Below are 18179 nucleotides of genomic sequence, written 5' to 3' on the forward strand. Positions count from 1 at the left end.
CCCGGGTCTACTTCACCGCGCCCGAGGTGAGGCCCGACTGGATCTGGCGCTGGAAGATCGCGTACACGATGATCATCGGGAGGATGGCGATGGTCAGGGCGGCGAAGAGGCCGGACCAGTCGGCCTCGTAGCCGGCGTTCACCGAGATGTCCGCGATGCCCTGGGTGAGCACCCACTTCTCCTTGGCGTTGGAGAGCAGCACGAGCGGCAGCTGGTACTGCGCCCACTGGCCGATGATGTTGAAGATCCCCACGCTGATCAGGCCCGGCTTCGCCATCGGCAGCATCACCTGGAAGAACAGCCGGGTGTGCGAGCAGCCGTCGATCATCCCCGCCTCGGCGACCGACGTCGGCAGCGTCTTGAAGAACGCGGTCAGGAAGAACACGGTGAACGGCAGCGAGTAGGCGATGTAGACCAGCACCAGCCCGGTGTGGGTGTCCAGCAGCCCCAGGTTCTTCACCACGAAGAAGAGCGGCACCAGGGCGAGGAAGACCGGGAACGCCAGCCCCGAGACGAACAGGTAGTAGACCGCCCGGTTGCCCCAGAACTTGTAACGCGCCAGCACGTACGCGGCCATCGAACCGAACAGCATGGTGCCGAGGACGCTGAACGTCACCACGATCACGCTGTTCAGGAAGTATCGGCCGACGTTGGCCTTGGTCCACGCCCGGGCGTAGTTCTCGAACCGCAGCTCCGCCGGGAGCGTCCACGGGCTGCTGAAGATCTCCGTGGTGTTCTTGAACGAGGCGAGGAAGGTCCAGAGGATCGGCACGATCACGATCACCGCCCAGACCGCGAGCGCCACGTGCCCGAGGCTGGCGAAGAACCGTACCTCCGAGCGTCGGCCCCCGCCCCCGCGCTTGCCCGCGGCGCCCGGCTTGACGTTCTTCGGCGGTAGTGCCGCCGGTGTCGGCGGCAGCGTCGTCTGCGGGTTCATCAGTACTCCACGCTTTCCCGCTTGGTCAGCCGCAGCGTCAACGCCGCGAACGTGAGGGTGAGGAAGAACAACGCCACGCCCATGGCCGAGGCGTAGCCGTACTTCGAGTAGACGAAGGCGTTGCGGTAGATCTCCATGGCCAGCACCGTGGTCGCGCCGTCCGGGCCGCCGCCGTCCACGGAGAGCACCGAGACGATGGCGAACGCGTCGAAGGCGGCGATGCCCAGGTAGACCCAGGCGACCTGGAGGGTGTCCCAGAGCAGCGGCAGGGTGACCCGGAAGAAGAGCGTCACCCGGCTCGCCCCGTCGATCTCGGCGGCCTCGTAGATCTCGCCCGGGATCGAGGCCATGCCCGCCGAGAAGAGCACCACGTAGAAGCCGACCGCCTGCCAGACCAGCACCGCGATGATCGACCAGAGCGCCAGGTTCGGCCGGATCAGGAAGAGCACCGGGTCGAAGCCGAGCTTCATCAGCACACCGTTGATCAGGCCGGACTCGTTCGGCCGGTAGACCATCTGGAACAGCACCGCGATGATGGCCACCGCCAGGACCTGGGGGAAGAAGAACACCACCCGGTAGAACTTCGACCCCCAGACTCCCTGGCGCTGCCCGCCGCTGCTCTTCCCGCCCACGTTGAGCATGAACGAGAAGAACAGCGCGATGGCGATGGTGATCAGCGGCAGGGCAAGCAGCAGTACGCCGTGGTGCTGGACGGCCTTCCAGAAGTTGTCGTCGTCGAACAACCTCCGGTAGTTGTCGAAGCCCACCCACTGCGGGGCGGAGAACCCCCGCCAGTTGGTCATCGAGATCTGGAACGCCTGCGCGTACGGCGCGATGACGAAGACCACGTACAGCGTGACCGGGACGAAGAGGAACCCGATCACGAACGGATACTTGCCGTGCCGCATGACCCTCACGCCCCGATCAGCGCTTGAACTTGGTGATGGAGCTGTCCTTCTTGATCGCGTCGGCACGCTTCTGGATGCGCTCCACGAAGGCGTCCGCCTTGATCCGGCCGAACATCAGCTCGTTGGTGGCCGTGCGGACCTCCGTGTCGAGCTCCTTGTACCAGCCGTCGAAGTAGATGTTGAACACGTCCTGGCCGGCGGCCTTGAGCGCGGCCTGCGAGCTGGCCACGCCGGGCGGGAAGGCGAAGCCCTCCGAGCCGGCGGTGACCACGGTCGGGGCCTTGACCGTCTCGGTGAAGCCCTTCGCGCCGGCCACCGAGAGCATCTGGCGCATGTACTCCAGGCCGCCCTTGGGGTTCTTGCTCTTGGCCGAGACGAAGTAGCCCTCACCGGCGGTCGCCCGCAGCGCCGTCGCCGGCAGCTTGTCCGAGGCGGACAGGCTCGGCACCGGCATCAGCTGGTAGTCGAAGCCGGACGGGGTGTCCTTCTTCTGCTCGCCCTCCAGCCAGTCGCCGCTGGGGTAGAACGCCAGCTTGTACTGGTTCTGCCGCAGCTGCACGTCGGTGTGCTTGAGCCCCTCGAAGCTCTTGTCGACGTACTTGGCGCCGATCTCGGCCCACGCCGTGGCGGCCTGCTTGACCGCGTCCTGCTGCCAGGCGCCGTCCTCCAGGTTGTCGATGTTCTTCAGCACGTCGGTGCCGCCGATCTTCGCCGCGTGGGTGAGGATCACGTTCCACTGGTAGTACGCGGCGTTCGCACCGGCGTAGCCGTACGGGGTGATGCCCTTGGCCTTGATCTTGTCGAGCAGGGCGGTGAACTCGGACCAGTCCTTCGCCGGCGCCCAGCCGTTGTCCTTGAACAGCTTGCCCGAGTACCAGATGCCGAAGACGGTGGAGACGTAGTACAGGACGTACGGCTTGCCGTTGAAGGACCCGACGTCGACGGTGCCCGGCACCACGGTGTCGCGGACCTTCTTGTTCGGGTCGTCGACCGACGGGGCGTCCCACAGCTCGGTGAGGTCCTGGAGCTGGCCGTCGGCGACCAGGGCGCCGAAGTCCATCATCTTCTCGCCGGAGTTGTTCACGAACTCCGGCGGGTTGCTCGAGGCGAACCGCGGCTGGAGAACGGTGGAGACGGCCTGGGTCGACTGGTGCTTGATCTCGGCCTTCGGGAACGCCTTCTTGTACAGCGGCTGGTGCACGTCGGTGGCGTACTTCTCGCCGTAGCCACCGTTGAAGATGACCACCTCGATGGGGGCGTCCTCGGCCACCCCGAGCGGGTTGGTGGCGCTCTTCTTACCGTCCGCGACCTGCTCGTTCTTCTCGTCGCCGCCGCTGGTCGCGCAGGCGCTCAGCAGGCCTACGGCCGGGGTGGCGAGCAGACCCACGGCGGCGGCCCGGCGCAGCACGGTCCGGCGGCTCAGGTCGGCCGGGTTGTCGGGGGTAATCGACATCGTCGTCTCTCCTTGGGATGTTCGGGTCAGGCGGTCCGCCGGAGGCGCCCGGCGTACCTCGACTCGAGGGCGTGGTTGTGCTCGTCCCCGCCGGGGACGTTGGCGGAGAGGTAGATAGGGGGTACCTCCCCGGCCTGGTGGAACCGTCGTACGACCTCGGCGGTCAGCAGCTGCGCCAGCAGCGCCGCGGTGACCGAGGAGACCGCACAGACCGCGCCGCCGCCCTCGAGCGGCAGCAGTGCGTCGCCGTACGGCGCGCCGTTGTCCAGCACGACGTCGGCGAGGTCGGCGAGGCGCCGGCCGGACGGGTGCCGCGGGGCGACCCGTGCGGTGTGCGCGACCGAGGTGACCGCGATCAGCGGGTGGCCGCGTCCGGTGACCAGCGTCGCCAGCTCGACCACCGAGCCGTTGATGCCGGACTGCGACGCCACCACGAACACGTCCCGCGGCTGCGGGGCCGCCAGCGCGTAGAGCTGGTGGGCGATGGCGGGGTCGCGCTCCAGCTTCGGGTCGGCGAGCACGTCCCGCGGCGCGTCGCCGTGCAGCACCAGGTCGTGCAGGGAGAGCCGGTTGGTGGGCACCAGGCCGCCGGCCCGGGCGACCAGCTCCGCGGCGAACGCCTCGGAGTGGCCGGCGCCGAACGCCTGGAGCACCCCGCCGGAGCGCAGGCTGGTGGCGATCAGGTCGGCGGCGGCGCCGATCGCGTCGGCGCTGGCGTCGACGAGCCGGTCGAGCACCGGGCGGACGGCGTCGGCGTACCCCTGGGCGCTGATCATGCGGTGGCCCCCTTCGCGGCCTTGTGCCCGTCGACGGCCTGGGCGGTACGCCGGAAGGCCGCGTGGGCGCGGTCGTGGGTGCGCTGGGCGACGGCGATGTAGAGCAGGTCGAGCACGACCAGCTGCGGGTGCCGGGCGGAGAGCGCGTCGGGGCGGAAGGTGGTGGCCTGGCTCGCGGTGAGCAGCACGATGTCGGCCAGCTCGGCCAGCGGCGAGCGCGGGAACCCGGTCAGCGCCACGGTGGTCGCGCCCCGGCTGCCCGCCTCGGCGAGCATCTCGATGGTCTCCCGGGTCTGGCCGGTGTGCGAGATGCCGAGTGCCACGTCGCCCTGGCGCAGCAGGGCCGCGCTGGCGAGGCCCTCGTGCACGTCGTTCCAGGCCCAGGCCGCCACCCCGATGCGGTGCAGGCTGAACTGCATCTCCTCGCCGACCAGGGCGCTGCCGCTGGCCCCGAAGATGTTCACCCTCGACGCCCCGGCGATGGCGACGGCGGCCCGTTCCACCTCGGCGAGGTCGAGCAGCGCGGCGGTGTCGTGCATGGCGCGGGTGTCGGCGGCCATGATCTGGTCGAGCACCCGGGAGAGGGGGTCGCTGGGCTGGATCTCGCGGCCGATGTCGACGGTCCAGCCCGCCGAGCGGGCCCGGCCGGTCTCCGCGGCGATGCCGAGTCGCAGGTCGGCGTAGCCGTCGAAGCCCATCGCCCGGCAGAACCGGGTGATCGTCGCCGGGGAGGTGCCGCTTCGCTCGGCCAACTCCACGATCGTCGCCCGGGCGGCGGCCTCCGGGTCGCTGAGCACGTGCTCGGCGACGCGGCGCAGTGCCCCCGTCAGCTCGCCCGCGCCGGCCCGGACCCGCGCCAGCACGCCGTCGGAGCCGACCCCGAGCGCACCCCGCCGGTCGACCGCGCCGGCGTCGACCACCGCGGTCCCCGCGGAGGTGTCCACCTCGTGATCAACCATGGGGCACCTTTCGGAAAAGAGTGTTAACTGTTAGTGGTAAAAGTTCTTACTAAAGGCCCCTCCGTGTCAAGGCTGCGGGCGAAGTTTTCAAACTGTTACCTGGCGCACGGCTCCCGAGCCTGTCCGCCCCTTGCCCACCGCCGCCGGGCCGACCAGCATGAACGCGGCGTCGATCGAGAGGTGGGTGCGGATGTCCGACAGCGTCGTGGTCGGCCTCGACGTCGGGGGTACGTCCACCCGGGCGACCGCCCTGACCCTCGACGGGCGGCGGCTGGGCAGTGGCCGGGCGGGCGGCGGAAACCCCACCAGCCACGGTGCCGAACGGGCTGCGGGCGAACTCCTGGCCGCCCTGCGGGAGGCGCTCGCCGGCGTCGATCCCGCCCGGGTGCGTGGCGGCACGATCGGGCTGGCCGGGGCGGGCCGGTTGCTCGCCGATCCGGCGGGCCGCGACGCCTTCGACCGGGCCTGGCGCGACGCCGGCCTACGCTGCCCGTACGCGGTGCACGGCGACGCGCTGGTCGCGTACGCCTCGGGCACCGCCAGCCCGGACGGCACGGTGCTGATCGCCGGCACCGGGGCGATCGCCGCCGGGGTCCGGGAGCTGCGGCTGGACCGGGTCGCCGACGGTCACGGCTGGCTGCTCGGCGACGCGGGTTCGGGCTTCTGGCTGGGCCGGGAGGCGGTCCGCCGGCTGCTGGCCGACCTCGACCGGGGGCACGCACCCGGCCGGCTGGCGACCGGGGTGCTCACCGAACTGCTCGGCTCCGCCGAGGTGGCGGCCCGCCCCCGGGACACCGTCGACGCCCTGGTCCAGACGGTGACCCGGCGACCCCCCGTGGAACTGGCCCGGCTCGCGCCCCTCGTGGTCGCCGCCGCCGTCGACGACGAGCCGGTCGCTTGTGGGCTCATCGACGAGGCCGCCGCGCACCTGGCGGAGAGCGCGGCGCGGATCCGCCCGGCGGGTGAGGTCTCCCCCATCGTGTTCGGCGGCGGCCTGCTGACCGGCGACACCCCGCTCGCCGCGGCGGTCCGGGTCGAGGTCGGCCGGCGGTGGCCCGACGCGCCGCTACACAGCGCCGGCGACGGCGCCGCCGCCGCGGCCTGGCTCGCCGCCCGCGACCTGCCCGAGGTGACGGATCCGCAGGCCCTGCACGCCCTGCTGGTCCCGACGCGCTGAGCCCACCGGTCGAGCCCACTCCCTCGACCGGTCCACATTCGGATCGCGGAACCTGGTACACGTCGTTCGAATTCGGCCGCACGCCACGTTCCTGTGGCGTCCCGGCACGAACTGAAATAAGAGCCATGCATCGAGGTGCGTCTTCTGGGCTCATCGCCGCCCACCGTCGGCACCCGCCCCCGGGAATTGTTCGGCAATGCCCGCCGACCTCGCCAGGAGCGCCGGCATCGGTGCCCCACGCGCCGGCGCGGATGGTGCTAACTTGGCTGCCGTGAAGCCCGATTCAGGCTGGCATCGCCTCCCCTCGCGTCTTGAAGCCGATCAACTCGTCGTCGACGACCACTACAAGGTGATGAAGCGGTGGGAGACCCCGCTCATGCAACGGATGGCAGAGATCCTGCTCGCGAACCTGGAGCGGACCCGCATCATCGAGGTCGGCTTCGGCATGGGGATCTCCGCAGGTGCTCTCCAGGACCAGAAGATCGAGCGCCACACCATCATCGAACCCCACCCGGAGATGTTCGAGCGCCTGCAGCAGTGGCGGGCCGAGCGCCCCCAGGCTGACATCCGGCCCGTGCACGACTATTGGCAGAATCAGGCAGGCCTGTTCGCGGAGGCCGACGGGATCTTCTTCGACACCTACGCCGAGGATGTGCCCGCCCTGGTCGACGAGAATGTCTCCTTCCTCGTCGAGGCGGCATCGCACCTCAAGCCGGGGGCCGCCGTCGCGCTGTTCTGGATCCTGCCGACCATCGACGAGGTTCAACAGGAAAAACTCTACAGCCACTACCGGCGAATCGTGATCGAGCGGGTTCCCGTGGAGCCGGGGACGACCGGCGTCAACGCGCTCGCCCGCCTGGGCTTTCTTCTCGCCATCATCGCGATCAAGTAGGTCGCCGGTGTCGCTGACCTACGTTGTCTGCGCCACTCCGCGCGTCGGCAGCACCTACCTCTGCGAGGCATTGGGGCGCGTTCGGGGCGCCGGCTCACCGCGGGAGTGGTTCGGCCGTCCACGCATCCACCATCTGGCCGGCACCTGGGACCTGCGGGCACCGCAGTCCACGATGGACGAGCCGCGGCTGACGGACCCGTCGGCGTATCTCCGCAGAGTGCGCGCCGAGGCGGACAGCGGCGGAGTGCTCGCCCTCAAGCTGCACTGGAATCAGGTCGAGTGGTCGCGTGACAACCTCGGTGTCGATCCACTCGCCGTTCTCGATGGCCGGCAGGATGTGCGGTTCATCCGCCTCTACCGCGACGACCTGGTCCTGCAGACGGTGTCCAGCTATCTCGCCGCGGTGACCAAGGAATACGTGCGCTGGGCCGGGACGGGCCACACCGACGACGACGAATTTCGCGACGCCGTGGCGGGGACCCCGGCCTACGACTTCGACGTCCTGTTGGACACCCTGCAGGCGTTGGCGGTCATCGAGCACGGGTGGAGCCCGTTCTTCGCCGAGCGCGACACAGCACCCTACACCCTGAGTTACGAGGAGCTGGACGACGATCTGGCTGGCTCGGTCAACGGTGTCCTTGAGTACCTCGGCCTTCCCCGGCAGTCCGTGGTGACGTCTCCGGTGGTGCGGCAACGGACGGCCACCAATGACGACCTGGCACAGCGGTTCCGGTCCGATCTGGTGAGCAGCGGGGTGGTCGATGCGCTCCCCGCCGACCTGCGCCGCCGCTGCGGCGTGCCGGTGTGAGTGGCAGAGGATGCAGCTGAGGCCCCTGGGCGGGTTGGCCGTCTCCGGCTACGGCCTGGGCACGTGGACGTGGGGCCACGAGACCGACGAGGACTCCGCACGGGAGCAGTTGTGGTGCTTCCTCGATGCGGGCGGCACGCTCGTCGACACCGCAGCCGTCTATACGGACGGTAACGCCGAGCGCATCCTCGGCCGGTTGCTCGCGTCGGTGCCGCGTGACGCCGTCGTCGTCAGCACCAAGGCCGGCGTGACCGCGAACGGCGTGGACACCACCCCCGATGCCCTGCTGGCCCAGCTCGACGCGTCGCTGCGGCGTCTCGGTACGGACCATGTCGACCTGTGGCAGCTGCACGCCTGGAGCGACGCGACACCACTGCCGGCAAGCGTCGAGGCGCTACGTGTCGCACGTGATTCGGGCCGCGCCAGGGCGGTGGGGGTGTGCAACTACACGCCCCGCCAGGTGGACGAGGCATTCGCGGTCGCGGAGCGGATCGGCATGCCGATCAGCGGGGTGCAGCTCCAGTACTCGCTGCTGGTTCGGGCGGCCGAAGCCGTCGCGGAGCGGGTCCGTGCGCACGGTGCGGGGGTGCTGGCATGGTCGCCACTGGCCAGCGGGGTCCTGACGGGGAAGTATCACCGGGGTGTGCCGCCCGGTACCAGAGGCGCTGACCCCAGATACTCGCCGTTCATCGCGCCTTTCCTGTCCGCTCCCGAGGTGCCGGCGGCGCTCGAGGTACTCGACCTCGTCGCGGGGGCGCTGGGCCGCAGCTGCGCCGAGGTGGCGCTGGCCTGGGTTCGCGACCGCCCGGGGGTCGCCGGTGTGCTTCTCGGCGCACGTGACGCCGACCAGGTGCGGGCCCAGCTCGCCAGCGTCGACCTGGAGCTGCCGGCGGAGGTGGCCGACCTGCTCACCAGCTCGGTGATGCCGATCGGATGATCACTGGTGCTGGCCCGACGCCCGTTCGGCGAGCATCCGGTGGAGTTCCTCGACGGTGTACTCGACGGGGGGCGCCTCGCGACCGTGTTCGTCGGCCCCGGGTAGCGGCCGGCACCGGGGCGGTCTGCCTTCGCTCTTCGGTAGGAACTCGTAGTCCCGGCAGACCACGATGCGCAGCTGTTCGCGGCGATGACGGGTGATGAGGGCCGGGCACATGCCGAGCGAGTAGACACCGCAGTCGAGGTGCAGGGGCGGCTCCTTGAAGGTCACATCTTCGCTGTATCCGACGAAAATGATCAGGTCGTCACGGGCGATGTCGAACCCGCACGCCTGACACCGCCGCTCCACCATGCAGAGCACGGACTTGCCGGTGTCCACGAGTTTGAGCACGGGTGCTCCGGTCTCGTCCCGGAACGCCACGTGTGTGGCGAGGAACCCTCTGTGGTCCGCCTCGCCGTGCATCCCCGCGAGCAGGCGATCCGGGGGTGGAACTGATCGTCTCGACACGAGCGGGTCCTTTCAGGAGGAGGCGTCACGGCACCTGGTGGAGTGCCTTCAGTGCCCAGGCGCAGACGAGCGCCGCCTTTCGCTTACGTGCGTCGCGGTCGGTGCTGCCGCCGTGGCCGGCTGACAGGTCCGTCGACAGCAGGAACGGTCCGCCGTGGGCCTGCTCGCGCAGGCGGGACACGTACTTGAGCGCTTCGTGCGCCCCGACCCTGCTGTCGTTCAGCGCGGCGAACACCAGCACCGGCGGGTACTCGCGGGAAGAGATGTTGTCGTAGGGCGCGTAGGCGCTGATGGCGGCGTAGGCGCGCGCGTCGGCCAGCGGGTTGCCCCACTCCGCCCGGTCGACAGTGGTGAGCGCCGCCTCGGAGTCGAGCAGGGTGCCGAGCGGGTCGAGGAACGGAACGTCGAGCACCAGCCCGGCGAACGATTCCGGCGAGGTGTTGCAGGCGGCAGCCGCGACGAGGGCACCGGCGGACGCGGCGCTGGCGACGACGCGCCCCGGTGGCAGGTCACAGGTTCGGACGAGTGCCTCCACGCAGGCCAGGTAATCGTTCACGCTGGTCGCCTTGTGCTCGCCACGGCCAGCCTCGTGCCAACCGGGTGGCCCCTCTCCCCCACCGCGGACATGAGCGAACGCGTAGATGCCGCCACGGTCGAGGAACGGCAGCCGCGCGGGATCGAAGTCCAGCGGTACGACGGCACCGTAGGCACCGTAGACCTCGAGCACCGCGCCCGGTGGCGGTGGCGCACCAGCGCTGCGACGTTGCCGCACCACGGTCAACGCCACCGCCGTCCCGTCACGGCCGTGGGCCACCAGGTCGAGTTGTTCGTACCTGGCCGGATCCCAACCGGGAACCACCGCCCTGTCCACGATGTCGGTGCTGCGGCTGTGCGGGTCGTACGCCGCGGTGATCGGCGGGCAGACGACCGAGGAGGCGGTGAACCGTACGAGCCGCGAGTGGTGGTCCGGATTGCCGTTCACACTCACCCACGTCGTCGCGGCGGGCAGCGCCAGGTCGGTCACGACGTTGTCGGCGTCGATGACCCGTATCCCCCGGTGGCCGGGCGAGTACGTCTGCAGGACCACGTGTCCGGCGAACGCGTCGACGGTCAGCAGCTTCGTCTCCCGCGCGTCGCCGAACACCACCTCGGTCGGCTCTGCCGGGGCCCCGGCCGGGCAGTGCCACAGCCGGGAGGTCTCGTCACCGGAGTTGGCCAGGATCCAGAACTGCCCCTCCCGGTGGTCGGCCTGGAGATGCGTGCCGGCACGTCGTGCCGGCCCCAGGAGGAACGGTTCGGACCGTGGCGCCAGTGCGTCGATCACGGAGATCTGGTTGCCGACGTGGCTGTCCGACTCGATGAAGACGTACCTCTCACTACGTGACAGGTCGACGGTGAGCCACGACGACTCGTCCGGCTCCTCGTACACCAGGGTCCGCTCGCCCGTCGCCAGCGTGAGACGCCATACCTGGAAGGCCCGGCCGGTGGCGTCCGTGACGAGGTGGAAGTAGTGCTCGCCGGCGGCGTCCCAGGCGCCGCCGTACGTGACCCCGTCGACCTGGACGGGCAGCTCGGAGCCGGCGGCGACGTCCCGGAAACGCAGGTGGAACCGCTCGTCGCCGACAAGGTCGACGGCGTACGCCAGGAGCCGACCGTCCGGCGAGACGTCGTAGACACCGAGCGCGAAGTGCGGCTGCCCGGCTGACAGCGCGGCCTCGTCGAGCACGACCTGTTCGGTCTGTGGCACGGCCTCGCCCGAGTCGGGGTCGACCAGGCTGCGGCAGCGGAGCACCGCCGCGGACCCATCGGCCGTACGGCTGTAGTAGAGCCACTGCCCCTTCGCGACGGGCACCGAGCGCGTGCCCTGCGGCGTCCAGGACCTGATCTGCGCCTCGGCGTCCGCGGCCGTGCTCTCCAGCGGCTCCAGGATCGCCGTGGTGTAGGCGTTGTTGGCCTGGACGACGGCGAAGACCTCGGGGGTGAACAGGTCTTCCATCCACTGCCACGGGTCGCTGCGGGTCTGCCCGTGGTGCCGGGCGAGGTGCTCCCTCGGCGGTGCAGCGGGTGGGTCGACGTCGGCCACCCTCCAGGTCGCCGCGACGCGGGCGCCTTCACTCATAGAGTTCCCTCAGCTCACGCATCTCCTGCACCACCTCCGGCCACAGCTCGTCCGGCCCGGACAGGGCGCCCTCGATGCCGAAGATGTTGCCGAAGGGATCGCGGAACTGGGTGATCTGCCTGCCACCCTGCACGGCCAGCGGCCGGTGTATCTCCAGGCAGCCCCGGTTGGCGAGTTCACGGCGGGCGTCGTTGAAGTCCGCCACCCACAGGTACGGCAGCGGCGAACCGCCGGGAGGATTGCGTTCGTCCGTCGGGGAGAACACGATCTCTACCCCGGCCAGGTCGATCGACGCCGAACGGGGGAAGCGGACCAGCGGCTGCCGCGTGAGGTTGGCCCACCAGTGCGCGATCGCAAGCCATTCCTCGGAGAAGATGACGACGGACGAGACGCGGCTGATCGATACCGTCATGAGGTCCCACCCGGTTCCCGCACCTCGAGCAGTGCCGCTGGCGCCCACCCGGCCACGAGCGCGTTGGCCTGGGATATCAGCACACGTCTGAGGAGCTGCGGTCGGGCGACGCTGAACAGGTCCGCCAGTGTCCGCCGGACGTCTTCGGGATCCGCGTCACGGCTCCACACGTGGGACGACGCGAACACGTCCGCGGCGTACAGCTCACCTCGCAGGATGGCGACGAAATCGTCGAAGCAGAGGGTGAGTCCACACGGGAACCGGTCCCGGGCCGTCTCGGCGGCTTCATACAACGGCACGAACCCGGACCGCGTGACGTCGAGCGCGTACTGGCAGCGGGTACCCGCCGGACCTTCGATGAGGGTGAGCAGGAAGGTCTTGGGCCCGAGGCCGTCGTGGGTGCCCTGCGCCCAGTGCGCGCGCCGTGGACCGCCCGGCGGGTACAGCGTCAGGTCCCTCGCCAGGCCGGGAAGCTCGTCGAGCACGAGTTCGTGGCGGTCGCGTCCTTCGCGGTCGCTTCTCGGCCGTGCGGACAGGGGGAGCACGAGCTCACCCAGCTCCTGTTCGTGGCCGGGCGAGACCCACTCCGCGGCGGCTGCCGGCTTCACGACCACGTCGATGTCCCAGGCGTCACCGGCACGGACCACGCACGGTGCGGCGGCCCCGGGCCCGGAGCCCTGCGCCACCCAACCGTCGAACACCGACCGGTCGACCGCCGGGTGCCGCACGCCGCTGCCAAGGTGCAGCCCGTCGCCATCTGACGCGGGCGCCCGCTCGGCCCCGCCGTGGCGCACCTCGAACACCGAGCCCTCGTCCGAAGGCACTCCATCGGCTCGACAGGGACCGTCGCCGCGCAGGTAGAACGCCGATGGGCAGCCGGTTTCGCGGACCATCAGCCCGGCGGTCGGCAGGGCCGCGGTACTGACCGGCGCTGGCGCCACGAATCGCAGCACGAGGTCACCGACGGAGACGTCGTGGTCGACGTACCCGCGGATCGCGACGAACCCCAGGACCTCGATCGCTTCGGCGGCCACCGCCGGCAGCAGCGGGCTCACCACCACCAACACCTGCCGATCGAGCTCGTGGAGCGTCTGCAGGTCCAGCTGTTCCGGGCGGGCACCGGTGATGACCACCGCGTCGACCGGCGGCATCGCGCCGTGGTCGAGGTGTCTGGGTGGGTGGAACACGTAGCGGTAGGAGTCGGTCCATCCCACGTCATCGAGCCAGGCCGGGTCCACCGCCACCCTGACCCCGCCGGTGGAGTGGACGCGCCAGCTGCGGCCACCCTCGAAGATGGCCTTCACCGCGGTTCTCCGTCAGCCTCGGACAGGTAGACGGCGTGCAGCAGCCGGGTGGCGGTGGCGTCCCGCCAGGATGCGGTGAGCGAGGGCATCTCGTTCGGCTGGGGCCACCACACGGCGACTTCCGTGTCGGCGGGGGCGGGCGCCACCATCATCGGCAGGTCCCTGTAGAGCACCGGTTCCAGGCCGAGGAGACGATTGGCTTCCGGGTGCCGCCCGGTTCCGCTCATCGCCCCACACCCTCGACCGCCAGATCGGGCACCCGTTCCTCCTCCATGCCCAGCCGGCGCAGCCCTGGCAGCGGAAGCACCATCAGGGTCGACACCACCAGGATCACCGTCGCCACCCAACCCAGGGTGGCGGGACCCAGCCTCTCCAGGAGCCAGCCGGCAAGGAGGTATCCCACGGGCATCAGACCGAAGACGGTCAGCTGATCGATGGAGAACACCCGCCCGAGCCGCCCACGCGGGACGGTCCTCTGCAGAGCGGTGGTCCACAGCACCGCGAACGTGGCCAGTCCGAACCCGGTCAGCGCGGAGGCGACGAGAATCAACGCCGGATGCCCGTCCATCGCCAGCAGGACGGTCTGCGGAAGCTGGAGCAGCAGCACGAAGGTCGCCACCCAGCCCGGCGAACGCGTACGGATCGACGAGGCCAGCATCGCGCCCAGGAAGGCCCCGCCCCCCTCAGCCGCCGAGATGTAGCCGAACCAGCCCTCGGGCCCGGTCAGGATGGGCAGCATCACCGCGACGGGTGCCGCCACCATCGCCATGTGCAACGTGCCCTGCAGCATCACACCGGCCATCCACGGCAGCCGGATGACGTACGCGAAACCGTCCTTGATGTCGGCTGCGAGCGACGAGCCCTGGCCCTCCGGGCTGGGCGCTGGCTCGTTCAGTCGGAGCAGCGTGACGATGCTGACGAGGAAGGTGACGATGTTGATTCCGAGCGCCCAGGTCGGGCTGAACGCCGCTGCCACGGCCCCGCCGAGCGCGGCGCCGACGATGACACCGAAGCGGTTCACCAGGGACCGCAGGCCGTTGGCGCTCGCCAACATCTCCTCGGGCACCAGCGACGGCAGGATCGCCCCGTACGCGGGACGGTAGAAACCGCTGCCGATGCCGAGCACCGCGGCCAGCACGCCGAGCACCACCAGCGGCGCGTCGTTGCCGACGAGGATGATGCCCAGAACGGCGGCGGCGCGGATCAGGTCAGAAATGATGATCATGCGAGAGCGGCGGTGCCGGTCCGCCAGGGCACCACCGATCAACAGCGAGACGACGCCGCCCAGAGCCGTCATCCCGAGTACCAGACCCACCGCCTGAGCGGCATCCTCGCGTGGCAGCAGGAACAGCGCGACCGCCACGGTGTAGAGGGCGTCACCGACGACGTTGGTGAGCTGGCCGATCCAGACCCGCCGGAACTTCGGCAACCGCAGCGGAGTGAGAAGGGACGCGTTGAACATCAAGTTACCTCGGAAGTAGCGGGCCGTAGCCGATGCCGCTCATGAAATTCGCCGTTGGCCGTGTCGATCAGCAGGTCCACGCTCTCCTTCAGCGCCAGCGAAGCCCGGATCAGACCTTGGAGCAGCGCAACACCGTCCGGCTGGTGCCAGTCGCCCGGCATGCCACCCGGTTCACGGGACAGAAGACGTTGCGCCAGAACATCTGCCGCCTGATCCGGATCCTCCAGATGAGGACAGACCAGGACGGCGAAATCCGCCCGGTCGAGGGCGCTACGGAGCATACGTTCCTCGATCGACCCGCCGCGCTGGAGGGCGACGCCCCCGCCCGTGTCGACCACCCCCTCGGTGGCCGTGACCGCCTCAGCCAGTGCGCGCACCTCGTAGCGGGCGGTATAGGCGTGCCAAGCGGAAAGGCCACCGCTGGCGTACGCGTCATCGGCGGCCTGCTCGGTGTATCCGAACCTTCCGTACCAGCGCGGAGGATCCTCGTCGAAGCAGGCGACCTCCAGGCCCCGGCGAGCGGCCAGGACACCAGCGACAGTCGACTTGCCTGCGGCAGGTGGACCCACGACCACTATCGCCACGCAAGGGCCCGTACGTTGCGGTAGAGCTCGGCGGCCAGTTCCGGCCGCACCTGCTCGCTGTAGTAGCCGTACAGGAAGCCCACGGGGCTGTCCATCTTCTCGCACAGGTACCACTGGCGCATGCGGCTGACCGCGAGTTCCCAGATGTGGATCCTGCCCCGGAGTACGGCGACAAGGTCCACAGCGTTGACATCGATGCCGGACGGCACGGAGAACAGGCAGTCGCGGAGGTCCAGCGGCTGCTCCTCGAAACGGCCGTTGTTGAAGTTCAACACGAAGGTTCGGCCGTCATCCGCCTCACCGGAGGCGTCGAAGCCGCGCAGGTGGACAGCGAACCTGTGCGGGCCGACCGGCTTGTCGAGATAGGTGTTCTGGGTGATCAGGTGCCGCCCCAGGTTCGCCTGCATCAGCAGCGGAGCCATGAGCTGGAGTTCCGACTCGACGAGAGCCCGGTCCTCGTCCGCGAGCTGTTCGTCGAACAGGGGCAGCAGCGGCTCGGACAGGTCCGGCTCGGCAACGGCCTCCTTGTCACTGGGGGCGACGGGACGCGACGGCTCGGCAGGATCGATCCATTCCGCCTGGCTGTAGCGCACCTCCGTCCCGTCGTCGACCAGCACGGTCTGGCCGGGACTCATTCCCAGCACCCGGGTGGTCAGCGAGAGCCGGCTGGCGATACCGGCCAACTGCTCGAAGTTTCCCCACAGGAACTCACCGTGCTTGGCGGGAACCTGCACGTAGCCGCCACCGCTGAAGGTCACGTACCGGACCGAGGGGAAGCTCGCCACGACGTCGGACAGCACCCCGTGCAGCAGGCGGAGGCCGGTGACCTCAGCGAAGTCGGCACTGCCGAGCGGCAGCATGTTGTCGAACGCGCCGAGGTGACCCGCCGGCGGCACCTGCCCGTTGTGGGTGGCCACGACGATGTCCGGATCGCATCCGCCTTCCAGCGAAGGGGGCGCGATCGACGTGTCGGACTGGATGAAGACTCCGCCGACCCTCTCCTCCGCATGCCGCACGAAGACGCTGGCGACACGGTTCTCCCACATCGGCGCATCCGGGCCGCCCGGGACGAACACCACGTCGACCGCGCCGATCCTCTGCACCGCGCCGAGCTCGACCAACTCGACCTGGCGGCCCGCCTCCTCCAGGGCGCGAACGCACACCTTCGGCATCATCCGTGGCATCAGAATCCGGGTTTCCGGAGGCAGCAGGTCCAGCGAGTTGAGGTGGAAGTGGTCCAGATGCTCGTTGGTGACCAGCACGGCATCCAGCGACGGCATCTTCTCCACCACCACCTGGCGCGCGGGATGGATCTCGAAACGCAGCCTGTCCGAGTGGCCGAAGGAGTCGGTCAGCACCGGATCGACGAGGACACGGGTATCCCCGATCTCCACCAGCCACGACTGGTGGCCCAGGAACGTCAGGGATGCGGGGGACATCAGGCGTTCTCCTTCTCGAGGTACTCGAGCTGCTGCTGGTAGACCCGGCACGACAGGTCCGGCCGTACCTGCTCGCCGAGGGCGTCGTAGAACAGCGCCACCGGCGAGGACAGCGCGTCTCCGTCGAACCACGTGCGCATCGCGATGCCGACGACGTCCCAGTACTGCAGGTCGCCACGGAGTACGGCGGCGAAGTCGACGGCGTGGATGAAGATTCCCTCGGGGTACGCGGCGACAGAGTCGTCAAGCGGCAGATCCGCTGCCTCCTCGAACGCCCCGGCGGCCAGATCGAAGCGAAAGCTGCGGTCCGGACGGGTCAGATACTTGAGCTTGAGGACGAACGGGTGTGCCGACGGCGAAACGGCCATCCGCCGGCCGAAGTCACTGAGCAGCAGGACGCGGCTCAGATACGTAAGCTCGCGTTCGATGCAGGCCAGCGCCGCGTCCTCGGATTCTTCGTCGGCGTTCTCGATGCAGCGCATGGCGATGCTGTCCCGCCTGGCCAGAAAGCTCTCCCGCCGGTGGATCAGCTCGGCGAAGCGGTCATGGTCGACGCCGAGCCACGACAGCTCCCCGACCTTCTCGATGCCGTGCTCACGCACTTCGACGACGTCGCCGGGAACGGGACCCACCACATCCATGTGCCGCACCAACTGCTTGGCCAGGCGCGCCATCTCCTGCTGCTCCGAGAACGGGAACGGGCCCATCTGCTCGTAGTCCTTCAGGAATCCGCCGCCGCAGAGCAGGATGTGTGCCCCGCGGAAGATCTCCGACTGCTCCACCGCCGAGGCGACAACTTCCCCCAGGATGTCCAGGCCCGGAAAGCCCTGACCGCGGTAGCGGACGGCGGTCTGCCCGGCGGGCCGGTAGCAGTCCAGCGACCCGAACACACCGGGCGGGGTCACCTGCGCGTTGTTGCTCATGGCCACCACGCCGGGAGCCGGCAGCCGTCCCGAGGAAACGGCGTCGATGAAGTCGGTGGAGGTGGCGGCGTCGATTCCCAGGAAGACGCCGCCCCGGTCCGGCTCGGACGCGTCGAGCACGTAGACCTGCGACACGCGGCTCTCCCAGAGCACCGTGTCGGGGCCAGGGGGGAAGAGGGTGACGATGACCGACCCGAACCTGGTCGGCTCCCCGAACGGCAACCGGGTGACGGTCAGGCCGAGCGACTCGATGCAGTCGACGACGGTGTCGATCATGGTGGGCCCGACGATGACGGGCGTCGACTTGTCGAGCTTGTTCAGGGAGGGCAGGTGAAAGTGGTCGGAGTGCTCGTGACTGATGATCACGGCAGCAGGCGGTGGCATCCGGTCGACGTCTATCAGTCGCGGCGGATAGATCTCGACCGGGCTCGAGGTGTACTCCTCACCGTAGCGGCGGTACAGGATCGGATCCACGAGGACCGGGGAATCCTCGGCCCCGAGAGCAAAGCCGTTGTGTCCAAGGAAACCGATCTTCATATCGCCTCTTCCAAGGGCTGCGATGGGCACGGTGACCAGGGCGGT

18 protein-coding genes are annotated in these 18179 nt (G+C 69.5%); 4 read left to right on the plus strand and 14 right to left on the minus strand.

Features of this window, described 5'->3' with window-relative positions:
* Nucleotides 1–7: 7 nt before the first annotated feature.
* The 5 genes from ACLQ20_RS21805 to ACLQ20_RS21825 are packed head-to-tail and all read right to left on the minus strand — an operon-like array spanning nt 8 to nt 5033.
* Nucleotides 8–937 (minus strand): carbohydrate ABC transporter permease, encoded by a 930-nt coding sequence (locus tag ACLQ20_RS21805; protein WP_151453223.1) that lies wholly within the window; start codon nt 935–937, stop codon nt 8–10.
* Nucleotides 937–1845, minus strand: a complete 909-nt coding sequence (locus tag ACLQ20_RS21810) for a carbohydrate ABC transporter permease (RefSeq protein ID WP_151453245.1) — start codon at nt 1843–1845, stop codon at nt 937–939. The genes ACLQ20_RS21805 and ACLQ20_RS21810 overlap by 1 nt, the downstream gene beginning before the upstream one ends.
* Nucleotides 1846–1861: 16 nt before the next feature.
* Nucleotides 1862–3298, minus strand: coding sequence for an N-acetylglucosamine/diacetylchitobiose ABC transporter substrate-binding protein (ngcE, locus tag ACLQ20_RS21815; RefSeq protein ID WP_151453224.1), 1437 nt, complete (start codon nt 3296–3298; stop codon nt 1862–1864).
* Between the two features lie 26 nt (nt 3299–3324).
* Nucleotides 3325–4074: a sugar isomerase domain-containing protein gene (locus ACLQ20_RS21820; protein ID WP_151453225.1), complete on the minus strand. Its 750-nt coding sequence runs from the start codon at nt 4072–4074 to the stop codon at nt 3325–3327.
* Nucleotides 4071–5033 carry a MurR/RpiR family transcriptional regulator gene (locus tag ACLQ20_RS21825; protein ID WP_327028992.1) on the minus strand — a complete coding sequence of 321 codons (963 nt, stop codon included), beginning with the start codon at nt 5031–5033 and terminating at the stop codon, nt 4071–4073. The genes ACLQ20_RS21820 and ACLQ20_RS21825 overlap by 4 nt, the downstream gene beginning before the upstream one ends.
* 190 nt (nt 5034–5223) lie before the next feature.
* On the opposite strand from ACLQ20_RS21825, the gene ACLQ20_RS21830 reads away from it, so the two are divergent.
* The 4 genes from ACLQ20_RS21830 to ACLQ20_RS21845 all read left to right on the plus strand — a co-directional run bounded on the left by ACLQ20_RS21830 (nt 5224) and on the right by ACLQ20_RS21845 (nt 8847).
* Nucleotides 5224–6210 carry an N-acetylglucosamine kinase gene (locus ACLQ20_RS21830; RefSeq protein WP_425857485.1) on the plus strand — a complete coding sequence of 329 codons (987 nt, stop codon included), beginning with the start codon at nt 5224–5226 and terminating at the stop codon, nt 6208–6210.
* Nucleotides 6211–6406: 196 nt separating this feature from the next.
* Entirely contained in the window at nt 6407–7102 is a 696-nt protein-coding gene (locus tag ACLQ20_RS21835; protein ID WP_151453228.1) for a class I SAM-dependent methyltransferase, read from the plus strand.
* 7 nt (nt 7103–7109) lie between these two features.
* Nucleotides 7110–7910 (plus strand): Stf0 family sulfotransferase, encoded by an 801-nt coding sequence (locus ACLQ20_RS21840; protein WP_358121717.1) that lies wholly within the window; start codon nt 7110–7112, stop codon nt 7908–7910.
* 34 nt (nt 7911–7944) lie between these two features.
* Nucleotides 7945–8847, plus strand: coding sequence for an aldo/keto reductase (locus ACLQ20_RS21845; RefSeq protein WP_425857487.1), 903 nt, complete (start codon nt 7945–7947; stop codon nt 8845–8847).
* Here the strand turns inward: ACLQ20_RS21845 and ACLQ20_RS21850 are convergent, their stop codons facing one another.
* From ACLQ20_RS21850 to ACLQ20_RS21890, 9 genes are all read right to left on the minus strand, one after another.
* The gene (locus ACLQ20_RS21850) at nt 8848–9309 is read right to left on the minus strand and encodes a hypothetical protein (protein WP_425857489.1); all 462 of its coding nucleotides are present in this window, start codon (nt 9307–9309) and stop codon (nt 8848–8850) included. It lies immediately after the preceding gene.
* A 70-nt stretch (nt 9310–9379) separates the two neighbouring features.
* Nucleotides 9380–11473, minus strand: a complete 2094-nt coding sequence (locus ACLQ20_RS21855) for a prolyl oligopeptidase family serine peptidase (RefSeq protein WP_425857491.1) — start codon at nt 11471–11473, stop codon at nt 9380–9382.
* Nucleotides 11466–11885 carry a VOC family protein gene (locus ACLQ20_RS21860; protein WP_151453233.1) on the minus strand — a complete coding sequence of 140 codons (420 nt, stop codon included), beginning with the start codon at nt 11883–11885 and terminating at the stop codon, nt 11466–11468. Before ACLQ20_RS21860 ends, ACLQ20_RS21855 begins: the two co-directional genes overlap by 8 nt.
* On the minus strand, nt 11882–13189 hold the full coding sequence (locus ACLQ20_RS21865; RefSeq protein ID WP_425857493.1) for a hypothetical protein: 1308 nt from the start codon (nt 13187–13189) through the stop codon (nt 11882–11884). Before ACLQ20_RS21865 ends, ACLQ20_RS21860 begins: the two co-directional genes overlap by 4 nt.
* The gene (locus tag ACLQ20_RS21870; RefSeq protein ID WP_151453235.1) at nt 13186–13416 is read right to left on the minus strand and encodes a hypothetical protein; all 231 of its coding nucleotides are present in this window, start codon (nt 13414–13416) and stop codon (nt 13186–13188) included. The genes ACLQ20_RS21865 and ACLQ20_RS21870 overlap by 4 nt, the downstream gene beginning before the upstream one ends.
* Nucleotides 13413–14651, minus strand: coding sequence for an MFS transporter (locus ACLQ20_RS21875; RefSeq protein ID WP_151453236.1), 1239 nt, complete (start codon nt 14649–14651; stop codon nt 13413–13415). The genes ACLQ20_RS21870 and ACLQ20_RS21875 overlap by 4 nt, the downstream gene beginning before the upstream one ends.
* On the minus strand, nt 14651–15235 hold the full coding sequence (locus ACLQ20_RS21880) for a hypothetical protein (RefSeq protein WP_151453237.1): 585 nt from the start codon (nt 15233–15235) through the stop codon (nt 14651–14653). The genes ACLQ20_RS21875 and ACLQ20_RS21880 overlap by 1 nt, the downstream gene beginning before the upstream one ends.
* Nucleotides 15226–16674: an MBL fold metallo-hydrolase gene (locus ACLQ20_RS21885; protein ID WP_425857496.1), complete on the minus strand. Its 1449-nt coding sequence runs from the start codon at nt 16672–16674 to the stop codon at nt 15226–15228. The genes ACLQ20_RS21880 and ACLQ20_RS21885 overlap by 10 nt, the downstream gene beginning before the upstream one ends.
* Nucleotides 16674–18134 (minus strand): MBL fold metallo-hydrolase, encoded by a 1461-nt coding sequence (locus ACLQ20_RS21890; RefSeq protein ID WP_425857498.1) that lies wholly within the window; start codon nt 18132–18134, stop codon nt 16674–16676. Before ACLQ20_RS21890 ends, ACLQ20_RS21885 begins: the two co-directional genes overlap by 1 nt.
* Between the last annotated feature and the right edge of the window lie 45 nt (nt 18135–18179).

The sequence above is a fragment of the Micromonospora sp. DT46 genome (assembly GCF_049841735.1).
Lineage (GTDB): Bacteria > Actinomycetota > Actinomycetes > Mycobacteriales > Micromonosporaceae > Micromonospora > Micromonospora reichwaldensis.

Coding starts and splice junctions, on each gene's coding strand:
- ACLQ20_RS21870 (WP_151453235.1), bottom strand. CDS start 13,416: ATGAGCGGAACCGGGCGGCACCCGGAAGCCAATCGTCTCCTCGGCCTG.
- ACLQ20_RS21850 (WP_425857489.1), bottom strand. CDS start 9,309: ATGCACGGCGAGGCGGACCACAGAGGGTTCCTCGCCACACACGTGGCG.
- ACLQ20_RS21805 (WP_151453223.1), bottom strand. CDS start 937: ATGAACCCGCAGACGACGCTGCCGCCGACACCGGCGGCACTACCGCCG.
- ACLQ20_RS21875 (WP_151453236.1), bottom strand. CDS start 14,651: ATGTTCAACGCGTCCCTTCTCACTCCGCTGCGGTTGCCGAAGTTCCGG.
- ACLQ20_RS21890 (WP_425857498.1), bottom strand. CDS start 18,134: ATGAAGATCGGTTTCCTTGGACACAACGGCTTTGCTCTCGGGGCCGAG.
- ACLQ20_RS21855 (WP_425857491.1), bottom strand. CDS start 11,473: ATGAGTGAAGGCGCCCGCGTCGCGGCGACCTGGAGGGTGGCCGACGTC.
- ACLQ20_RS21820 (WP_151453225.1), bottom strand. CDS start 4,074: ATGATCAGCGCCCAGGGGTACGCCGACGCCGTCCGCCCGGTGCTCGAC.
- ACLQ20_RS21860 (WP_151453233.1), bottom strand. CDS start 11,885: ATGACGGTATCGATCAGCCGCGTCTCGTCCGTCGTCATCTTCTCCGAG.
- ACLQ20_RS21810 (WP_151453245.1), bottom strand. CDS start 1,845: ATGCGGCACGGCAAGTATCCGTTCGTGATCGGGTTCCTCTTCGTCCCG.
- ngcE (WP_151453224.1), bottom strand. CDS start 3,298: ATGTCGATTACCCCCGACAACCCGGCCGACCTGAGCCGCCGGACCGTG.
- ACLQ20_RS21835 (WP_151453228.1), top strand. CDS start 6,407: ATGCCCGCCGACCTCGCCAGGAGCGCCGGCATCGGTGCCCCACGCGCC.
- ACLQ20_RS21825 (WP_327028992.1), bottom strand. CDS start 5,033: ATGGTTGATCACGAGGTGGACACCTCCGCGGGGACCGCGGTGGTCGAC.
- ACLQ20_RS21885 (WP_425857496.1), bottom strand. CDS start 16,674: ATGTCCCCCGCATCCCTGACGTTCCTGGGCCACCAGTCGTGGCTGGTG.
- ACLQ20_RS21830 (WP_425857485.1), top strand. CDS start 5,224: ATGTCCGACAGCGTCGTGGTCGGCCTCGACGTCGGGGGTACGTCCACC.